The following is a 6,314-nucleotide window of genomic DNA, read 5'->3' on the forward strand; positions in this document are numbered from 1 at the left end:
TTAGACCTGCGACGACGCCGTCCTCTTCCTTCCCGTGCGACCGGGCGGCGCGCCCTGTCCCCCTGGAGGATGTTGTGACCACGCCCAGCGCCGCGCCCGCGGCAGAGAAGAAGAAGGGCGCCGGTGTGATGGCTGTGCTGCAGCGCATCGGCCGCAGCCTGATGCTGCCGGTCGCGGTGCTGCCCGCCGCCGCCCTGCTGGTGCGCCTCGGCAACACCGACATGCTGGGCCGCCCGGAGTTCCCCACGTTCCTGACGAAGATCGCCGGGTTCATGGCGGCGGGCGGCAACGCCATCCTCGACAACATGGCGCTGCTGTTCGCGGTGGGCATCGCCATCGGCTTCGCCAAGAAGTCGGACGGCTCCACGGCGCTCGCGGCCGTCGTCGGCTACCTGGTCTTCAAGAACGTACTGGCCACGTTCACCGACAAGAACCTCCCGCAGGTGGCGCAGGCCGTCGACGGCAAGGTCGTCATGACCGACGCGCCGGTGGACGCCAAGGTCCTCGGCGGTGTGGTCATGGGCATCGTGGTGGCGCTGCTCTACCAGCGCTTCTACCGCACCAAGCTGCCCGACTGGGCGGGCTTCTTCGGCGGCCGCCGGCTGGTCCCGATCCTGTCGGCCTTCGCGGGCCTGGTCCTCGGCATCGTCTTCGGTTACATCTGGCCGGTGCTCGGCACCGCCCTGCACAACTTCGGTGAGTGGCTGGTCGGCTCCGGTGCCGTCGGCGCGGGCATCTTCGGTGTCGCCAACCGCGCGCTGATCCCGATCGGCATGCACCACCTGCTGAACTCCTTCCCCTGGTTCCAGGCGGGCTCGTACGAGGGCAAGAGCGGCGACATCGCCCGCTTCCTGGCCGGTGACCCGTCCGCGGGCCAGTTCATGACGGGCTTCTTCCCGATCATGATGTTCGCGCTGCCGGCCGCCTGCCTGGCGATCGTGCACTGCGCCCGTCCCGAGCGCCGCAAGGTCGTGGGCGGCATGATGTTCTCGCTCGCGCTGACGTCCTTCGTCACCGGTGTGACCGAGCCGATCGAGTTCACCTTCATGTTCATCGCGCCGGTGCTGTACGCCATCCACGCGGTGCTCACGGGTGTCTCGATGGCGCTGACCTGGGCGCTGGGCATGAAGGACGGCTTCGGCTTCTCGGCCGGCGCGGTCGACTTCTTCCTGAACCTGGGCATCGCGAGCAACCCGTGGGGCCTGGCCCTGGTCGGCCTGTGCTTCGCGGCGGTCTACTACGTGGTCTTCCGGTTCGCGATCACGAAGTTCAACCTGCCGACGCCCGGCCGCGAGTCGGACGAGGAGATCGCCGAGCTGCAGAAGGCGGAGGGCAAGTAGCCCCGCACGCGTCTCGCACGGAGGCGGGCCCGGTCCAGGTGACCGGGCCCGCCTCCGTCGTCGTGCGTCAGATCTCGTACACCGCGCCCGCGGCGGCGACCTCGACCCGTCCGTCGTAGACCTCGCGCGCGTCGGCGAGGTTGACCCGGGGGTCGGTCCACGGCGGGATGTGGGTGAGGACCAGACTGCGGGCGCCGGCGCGGGCGGCGGTCTCGCCCGCCTCGCGGCCGTTGAGGTGCAGGTCGGGGATGTTCTCCTTGCCGTGCGTGAACGCGGCCTCGCACAGGAACAGGTCGGTGTCGCGGGCGAGTTCGTCCAGCACGGGGGTGACGCCCGTGTCGCCGGAGTAGGTCAGCGACCTGCCGTCGTGCTCGACGCGGATGGCGTAGGCCTCCACGGGGTGCGCGACGCGCTCGGTGTGCACGGTGAAGGGGCCGACCTCGAAGGTGGACGGCTTGACCGTGTGGAAGTCGAAGACCTCGCTCATGGACGAGGCGGTGGGGGTGTCGGCGTAGGCGGTGGTGAGCCGGTGCTCGGTGCCCTCGGGTCCGTAGACCGGGAGGGGGTCGCAGCGGCCGCCCTCGTGCCGGTAGTAGCGCGCCACGAAGTAGGCGCACATGTCGATGCAGTGGTCGGCGTGCAGGTGGCTGAGGAAGATCGCGTCGAGGTCGTAGAGACCGCAGTGGCGCTGCAGCTCGCCGAGGGCACCATTGCCCATGTCGAGGAGCAGCCGGAAGCCGTCGGCCTCGACGAGGTAGCTCGAGCAGGCCGATTCCGCGGACGGGAACGACCCCGAGCAGCCGACGACGGTGAGCTTCATGAAGCAGAAACCTCCGCTGGCGCGTGTGGAGAGACGGGGGTCGTGCGGTTTGTCGAGCGTAAGGCGCAAAACCTGTGGTCGCTCCTCCGCCAGGGGCCGTTGTGGGCGAACTCACCTGCGGTGTCACCGGTTCGGCTGGACGTGGGGCGCGTGAGGCCATCGAGGGGGCGCGCGGTGGTGGTGCGCGCCGGTACGGTCGTCGCATGGACAGGTCCTGGTGGCTCGCCCTCGCGGCGGTGGTACTGCTCGCACTCGTCGCCACGGTCGTCGACGGCTGGGGCCGCGGGCGGCGGCCGCCCCCTCGGCCGGACGGCAGCCGGCGTCCGCCGGGGCGGCCGACGGGGCCCCGGGGACGGGTGGCCCGGCCCCGGCCCGCGGAGATCTGGTGGGCGAACGTGCCGTACGAGGACACCGGGGGCGCGAAGGACCGGCCGTGTCTGGTGATCTCGGTGCACGGGCGGCGCGCGCTCGTCGCGAAGATCACCACGCGGCACCGGGAAGGGCGGGCCGGGGTGATCACCCTGCCGCCGGGCTCGGTCGGGGACGCGCGGGGGCGGACGAGCTTCCTGGAGACCGACGAGCTGCGCCGGGTACCGGTGCGGGACTTCCGGCGCCGGGTGGGCGAGGTGGACCGGGCCCTGTGGGACCAGGTCCGTCACCTGGCCCGGTGAGGAACCGGGTACGCCACCTCGCCCGGTGACGCCTCAGGCCCAGAGCTGGCCCTGGAGGGTCTCGATGGCTTCCTCGGTGGTGGCGGCCGTGTAGACGCCGGTGGAGAGGTACTTCCAGCCGCCGTCGGCGACGACGAAGACGATGTCCGCGCTCTCGCCGGCCTTCACCGCCTTCTTCCCGACGCCGATCGCGGCGTGCAGGGCGGCGCCGGTGGAGACGCCCGCGAAGATGCCCTCCTGCTGGAGGAGTTCGCGGGTGCGGGTGACCGCGTCGGCGGAGCCCACCGAGAAGCGGGTGGTGAGGACGGAGGCGTCGTACAGCTCGGGTACGAAGCCCTCGTCGAGGTTGCGCAGCCCGTACACCAGGTCGTCGTAGCGCGGTTCGGCGGCGACGATCTTCACGTCCGGCTTGTGCTCGCGCAGGTAGCGGCCGACGCCCATCAGGGTGCCCGTGGTGCCGAGGCCGGCCACGAAGTGAGTGAGGGACGGCAGGTCGGCGAGGATCTCGGGGCCGGTGCCGGCGTAGTGGGCGCCGGCGTTGTCCGGGTTGCCGTACTGGTAGAGCATCACCCAGTCCGGGTGCTCGGCGGAGAGTTCCTTCGCGACGCGCACGGCGGTGTTGGAGCCGCCCGCGGCCGGCGAGGAGATGATCTCCGCGCCCCACATGGCGAGCAGGTCCCGGCGTTCCTGCGAGGTGTTCTCGGGCATCACGCAGACGATCCGGTAGCCCTTGAGCCGGGCGGCCATGGCGAGGGAGATACCGGTGTTGCCGCTGGTGGGTTCCAGGATCGTGCAGCCCGCGGTGAGGCGGCCGTCCTTCTCGGCCTGCTCGATCATGTGGAGCGCGGGGCGGTCCTTGATCGAGCCGGTCGGGTTGCGGTCCTCCAGCTTGGCCCAGATGCGGACGTCGTCGGACGGCGAGAGCCGCGGCAGGCGCACCAGAGGGGTGTTGCCCACCGCGGCCAGCGGGGAGTCGTAACGCATCCCGATCAGGCCATACCGCCGGCCACGGCCGGCAGGATCGTGATGCTGTCGCCGTCGGTCAGCTTGGTGTCGATGCCGTCGAGGAAGCGGACGTCCTCGTCGTTCAGGTAGACGTTGACGAAGCGGCGCAGCTGCTCCCCGTCCACGATCCGGGCCTGGATGCCCGCGTGCCGGGTCTCCAGGTCGGCGAAGAGCTTGGCGAGGGTGTCCCCGTTGCCCTCCACCGCCTTCTGGCCGTCGGTGTACTGGCGGAGGATGGTCGGGATGCGGACCTCGATGGCCATGGCTGAGGGCTCCTGTCGGAAGGTGTCGTGGGTTCGGTCAGGCGCGCGGCGGCACGCGGCAGCCCGCCGCGGCTCACGGCCGTACGGCGGCGGCGGAAGTCAACAGATGGCGCTGTTCAGCCTGCACAGGTCGACGTGCAGGCGCGCCACGAGCAGCGTGCCCGGCGCCTTTTCGCTCACGTCGAGAAGAACCATGGGCTCATCGTATCGATTCCCGGTCCGGCCCCCGGAGTGTGATCTCACCCTGCGGACATGATTCATCCGCCATGCGGGACGCACCCGGGATCAGTACGCCTCCACGACCTTGACCTCCTCCTCCGTCACCTCGCCTTCCAGGATCCGGAACGACCGGAACTGGAAGTCGCCGGCGCCGTCGGTGTCCGCCGTGGAGACCAGGACGTAGTGGGCGCCGGGTTCGTTGGCGTAGGTGATGTCGGTGCGGGAGGGGTAGGCCTCGGTGGCGGTGTGGGAGTGGTAGATGACCACCGGCTCCTCGTCGCGGTCGTCCATCTCGCGGTACAGCTTCAGCAGGTCCTGGGAGTCGAACTCGTAGAAGGTCGGGGAGCGCGCGGCGTTCAGCATCGGGACGAACCGCTCGGGGCGGCCCTCGCCCACCGGCCCGGCCACCACGCCGCACGCCTCGTCGGGGTGGTCCTCGCGCGCGTGGGCGACGATCTGGTCGTACAGGGCCTGGGTGATGGTCAGCATGCGGCCAGGATAAGCAGAGGGCCGGTCCGTACCGATGGGTGGTACGGACCGGCCCGTATGCCGGACATCCTGAGCGGCGGCCGCGCTGGGGTGCCACGAGCACCCCGTGCGGCCGGACGTCCTCGGTGCGCGCGAACGCGCTGGTCGGAGTCTGTCGGCCGGGGTGGCCGTCAGACGATCTTCTCCATCTCCGGCTCGTCGCGCCGCTCGGTGATCTCCGGGTTGCGGCTCTTGAGCACGGCCCAGCCGATACCGAGCGCGACGGCCCAGCCGGCCATCACGTAGAGGCAGACGCGGGCGTCGGCGTCGAGGGCGATCAGGCAGGTGACGAAGAGCAGGAAGGCGATGGCGACGTAGGAGCAGACCGAGCCGCCCGGCGCCGGGAAGGAGGAGGCGGGCAGGCGGCCCGCGACGACCTTGCGGCGGTAGAGGACGTGGCTGATCAGGATCATCAGCCAGGTCCAGATGCCGGCGGCGGTGGCGATGGAGGTGACGTAGCCGAAGGCCTTCTCCGGGACGACGTAGTTGAGGACCACGCCGATGCCCATGAAGATCACCGAGACGCCGATGCCGATGGCCGGGGTCTTGGTCGACGACAGCCGGTTGAAGATCTTCGGGGCCTCGCCGTTGTCCGCCAGGGAGCGCAGCATGCGGCCCGTGGAGTACATGCCGGAGTTGCAGGACGACAGGGCGGCGGTGAGCACGACGAAGTTCACGATGCCCGCGCCGGCCGGGATGCCGATGACCGTGAAGGCCTTCACGAAGGGGCTGACGCCCTCGGCGAACTCGGTCCACTTGACCACGGCCAGGATGACGGTGAGGGCGCCGACGTAGAACAGCGCGATGCGCCAGGGCAGGGTGTTGATCGCCTTGGGGAGGGTCTTCTCCGGGTTCTCGGACTCACCGGCGGTGACGCCGACCAGCTCGACGGCGAGGTAGGCGAACATGACGCCCTGGAGGGTCATCAGGGACGAGCCGATGCCCTTGGGGAAGAAGCCGTCGAACTCCCACAGGTTGGAGACGGCGGCGGTGTCGCCGGCCTGGCTGAAGCCGAGGGTGAGGACGCCGACACCGATGACGATCATGCCGATGATGGCGGTGACCTTGACCATCGAGAACCAGAACTCGATCTCGCCGAACAGCTTCACCGAGATCAGGTTGGCCACGAACAGCAGGACCAGGAAGACCAGGGCGGAGACCCACTGCGGGATGTCCGGGAACCAGTAGTGGATGTAGATGGCGGCGGCGGTGAGTTCCGCCATGCCGGTGACCACCCACATCAGCCAGTACGTCCAGCCGGTGAAGTAACCGAAGAAGGGGCCGAGGAACTCGCGCGAGTACTCGGCGAAGGAGCCGGAGACCGGTCGGTAGAGGAGCAGCTCGCCGAGCGCCCGCATGATGAAGAAGATGATCACGCCCGCGAGGGCGTACATGAGGATGATGCTGGGGCCGGCCTTGGCGATGTTGGCCCCGGCGCCCAGGAAGAGGCCGACGCCGATGGCGCCGC

At 69.9% G+C, this 6,314-nt stretch carries 8 protein-coding genes; 2 read left to right on the top strand and 6 right to left on the bottom strand.

What is annotated here, in order from left to right:
- Positions 1–74: 74 nt before the first annotated feature.
- Complete coding sequence (locus ACZ6EG_RS05150; protein ID WP_391968200.1) at positions 75–1,340, top strand: PTS transporter subunit EIIC; 1,266 nt, start codon at positions 75–77, stop codon at positions 1,338–1,340.
- A 67-nt stretch (positions 1,341–1,407) separates the two neighbouring features.
- Here the strand turns inward: ACZ6EG_RS05150 and ACZ6EG_RS05155 are convergent, their stop codons facing one another.
- On the bottom strand, positions 1,408–2,160 hold the full coding sequence (locus ACZ6EG_RS05155; RefSeq protein WP_391968201.1) for an MBL fold metallo-hydrolase: 753 nt from the start codon (positions 2,158–2,160) through the stop codon (positions 1,408–1,410).
- A gap of 203 nt (positions 2,161–2,363) precedes the next feature.
- On the opposite strand from ACZ6EG_RS05155, the gene ACZ6EG_RS05160 reads away from it, so the two are divergent.
- On the top strand, positions 2,364–2,831 hold the full coding sequence (locus ACZ6EG_RS05160; RefSeq protein WP_391968202.1) for a type II toxin-antitoxin system PemK/MazF family toxin: 468 nt from the start codon (positions 2,364–2,366) through the stop codon (positions 2,829–2,831).
- Between the two features lie 33 nt (positions 2,832–2,864).
- Here the strand turns inward: ACZ6EG_RS05160 and ACZ6EG_RS05165 are convergent, their stop codons facing one another.
- The 5 genes from ACZ6EG_RS05165 to ACZ6EG_RS05185 form a co-directional block, all read right to left on the bottom strand.
- The gene (locus ACZ6EG_RS05165; RefSeq protein WP_361011087.1) at positions 2,865–3,815 is read right to left on the bottom strand and encodes a PLP-dependent cysteine synthase family protein; all 951 of its coding nucleotides are present in this window, start codon (positions 3,813–3,815) and stop codon (positions 2,865–2,867) included.
- A gap of 5 nt (positions 3,816–3,820) precedes the next feature.
- Positions 3,821–4,099: a MoaD/ThiS family protein gene (locus tag ACZ6EG_RS05170; protein ID WP_361011090.1), complete on the bottom strand. Its 279-nt coding sequence runs from the start codon at positions 4,097–4,099 to the stop codon at positions 3,821–3,823.
- A 99-nt stretch (positions 4,100–4,198) separates the two neighbouring features.
- Positions 4,199–4,294 carry a putative leader peptide gene (locus tag ACZ6EG_RS05175; RefSeq protein WP_310873142.1) on the bottom strand — a complete coding sequence of 32 codons (96 nt, stop codon included), beginning with the start codon at positions 4,292–4,294 and terminating at the stop codon, positions 4,199–4,201.
- Positions 4,295–4,384: 90 nt separating this feature from the next.
- Entirely contained in the window at positions 4,385–4,807 is a 423-nt protein-coding gene (locus tag ACZ6EG_RS05180) for a M67 family metallopeptidase (RefSeq protein WP_063482172.1), read from the bottom strand.
- Between the two features lie 170 nt (positions 4,808–4,977).
- Positions 4,978–6,314, bottom strand: a 1,337-nt coding sequence (locus ACZ6EG_RS05185; RefSeq protein WP_469601617.1) for an amino acid permease, incomplete at its 5' end; no start/stop codon positions are given.

The sequence above is a fragment of the Streptomyces sp. NPDC041968 genome, assembly GCF_055589025.1.

Coding starts and splice junctions, on each gene's coding strand:
- ACZ6EG_RS05170 (WP_361011090.1), bottom strand. CDS start 4,099: ATGGCCATCGAGGTCCGCATCCCGACCATCCTCCGCCAGTACACCGAC.
- ACZ6EG_RS05180 (WP_063482172.1), bottom strand. CDS start 4,807: ATGCTGACCATCACCCAGGCCCTGTACGACCAGATCGTCGCCCACGCG.
- ACZ6EG_RS05175 (WP_310873142.1), bottom strand. CDS start 4,294: ATGGTTCTTCTCGACGTGAGCGAAAAGGCGCCGGGCACGCTGCTCGTG.
- ACZ6EG_RS05160 (WP_391968202.1), top strand. CDS start 2,364: ATGGACAGGTCCTGGTGGCTCGCCCTCGCGGCGGTGGTACTGCTCGCA.
- ACZ6EG_RS05155 (WP_391968201.1), bottom strand. CDS start 2,160: ATGAAGCTCACCGTCGTCGGCTGCTCGGGGTCGTTCCCGTCCGCGGAA.
- ACZ6EG_RS05165 (WP_361011087.1), bottom strand. CDS start 3,815: ATGCGTTACGACTCCCCGCTGGCCGCGGTGGGCAACACCCCTCTGGTG.